The sequence below is a fragment of the Mesorhizobium sp. M7A.F.Ca.ET.027.02.1.1 genome, from assembly GCF_004022985.1.
GTDB lineage: Bacteria > Pseudomonadota > Alphaproteobacteria > Rhizobiales > Rhizobiaceae > Mesorhizobium.
In genome coordinates this window covers 1-1,672 of the sequence record NZ_RZOL01000705.1, presented here as the reverse complement: position 1 = coordinate 1,672, position 1,672 = coordinate 1, and the positions used below count along the sequence as shown (strand labels likewise).

Below are 1,672 nucleotides of genomic sequence, written 5' to 3'. Positions count from 1 at the left end.
GTTCTAATGGCAACCAAGGCAAAGAAGCCCGCGCCCGCCAAGGGCAAGGCGACCCAATCCGAGGCTGGCGCCGGCCCGGCGATGACAGCCCGTTCGAAGGACGCGAAGCCGACCTTCGGCAAGGCAGCGCCGAAGAAAGTGGTGCCGACCGCAGCGAAAGCCGCGCCGAAAGCCGCAAAGCCGAAGAAGCCCGCGAGTTCCAGCGACTCCCTGAGCGGCAGTGCGATGCGCACGGCCAAGGCGACGGCCAACGTCGCTGCCGGCGCGGTCATGGTCGCCGCCCGGGGTGCTGCGTCGCTCGCTGCTTCCGTCATGGGCAAAGGCGGTTCCAAGGCCAAAGCGAAGGCGAAATAGCCGCGCTTCGGAGGCTGGTTCGGCTATCCCTTGGCCGGGATGGTCAGGCCTTTCTGCACCGCCGGCCGCGCCAGTCCGCGCTCCAGCCATGTCGAGACATTGACGAAATCGTCAAAGCCGACGAGTTCGCGCGCTTCGTAGAAGCCGATCAGGTTGCGCACCCAGCCGAGCAGCGAGATGTCGGCGATGGTGTAGTCATTGCCCATGATCCACTTGCGCCCCTTCAGCCTGCCGTCGAGCACACCGAGCAGTCGCTTTGACTCGTCGCGATAGCGCTCCAGAGGGCGTTTGTCGGCGATCTGGCGACCGGCGAATTTGTGGAAGAAGCCGACCTGGCCGAACATCGGCCCGACCGAAGCCATCTGGAAGAACACCCACTGGATGGTCTCGTAGCGGCGCGCGGCATCGATGGGCATGAGCAGGCCGGTCTTTTCAGCGAGGTAGAGCAGGATGGCGCCGGATTCGAACAGGCCGATCGGCTTGCCGTCCGGACCGTTCGGATCGATGATCGCCGGTATCTTGCCGTTGGGATTGAGCGACAGGAATTCCGGTGTCCAGCTTTCGTTCTGGCCGATGTTGACCCAATGCGGCTCGTAGGGCAGGCCGAGTTCCTCCAGGGCAATCGATATCTTCACGCCGTTCGGCGTTGTTGCCGAATAGAGTTGGATCTGGTCCGGATTCTTGGCCGACCAACGCGTTGCGATCGGAAAGGCGGACAGGTCGGCCATGGAAACTCCTGAATGGGGATTCGCGCCGAGCGGCGCGGTTTGGCGGGGGGCCAAGAATTAGACGCGCGACACGGCACGATCAATATAGCGGTGACCATTTCGTCGTGCACGGACGGTCAACGGAACGGCCCGTTTGGGGCAGATCGCGCGCCTGGGCTCAAACAGCCTTGAAGGCCAGCACGGCATTGGTGCCGCCGAACGCGAAGCCGTTGCTGATCGCGGCGCGCACCTTGCGCTCGCGCGGGACATTCGGCGTGACGTCGAGGTCGCAATCGGGATCGGCCTCACGAAAATTGGCCGTCGGCGGCACGATGCCTTCGCGGATCGCCATCACGCAGGCGATCATCTCCAGCGCCCCCGATGCGCCGAGGCAATGGGCGTGCATCGACTTGGTCGACGACACCGAAAGCTTGTAGGCATGGTCGCCGAAGACGCGCTTGATCGCTGCCGTCTCGATCTGGTCGTTGGCCTTGGTGCCGGTGCCATGGGCGTTGAGGTAGTCGACATCCTCGGGATTGAAGCCGGCATCGGCCAGGCAGGCGCGCATGGCCGCCGTCGGCCCTTCGACGGTCGGCGCGACAATGTCGGAC

The 1,672-nt window shown here is 64.4% G+C and carries 2 protein-coding genes and 1 pseudogene; all 3 read right to left on the bottom strand.

Annotated features, from left to right (window positions below):
* A partial coding sequence (locus tag EN749_RS38005) for a hypothetical protein (RefSeq protein ID WP_189367948.1) occupies positions 1 to 314 on the bottom strand: 314 nt, incomplete at its 3' end.
* A gap of 63 nt (positions 315 to 377) precedes the next feature.
* Positions 378 to 1,082: a glutathione S-transferase N-terminal domain-containing protein gene (locus EN749_RS35300; RefSeq protein WP_127808311.1), complete on the bottom strand. Its 705-nt coding sequence runs from the start codon at positions 1,080 to 1,082 to the stop codon at positions 378 to 380.
* Positions 1,083 to 1,239: 157 nt separating this feature from the next.
* Positions 1,240 to 1,672 (bottom strand): annotated as a pseudogene (locus EN749_RS35295) (beta-ACP synthase); the annotation flags it as partial.

What these genes read in the sequence shown, in the direction of transcription:
- EN749_RS35300 (WP_127808311.1), bottom strand. Translation starts at nt 1,082, where the DNA reads ATGGCCGACCTGTCCGCCTTTCCGATCGCAACGCGTTGGTCGGCCAAG.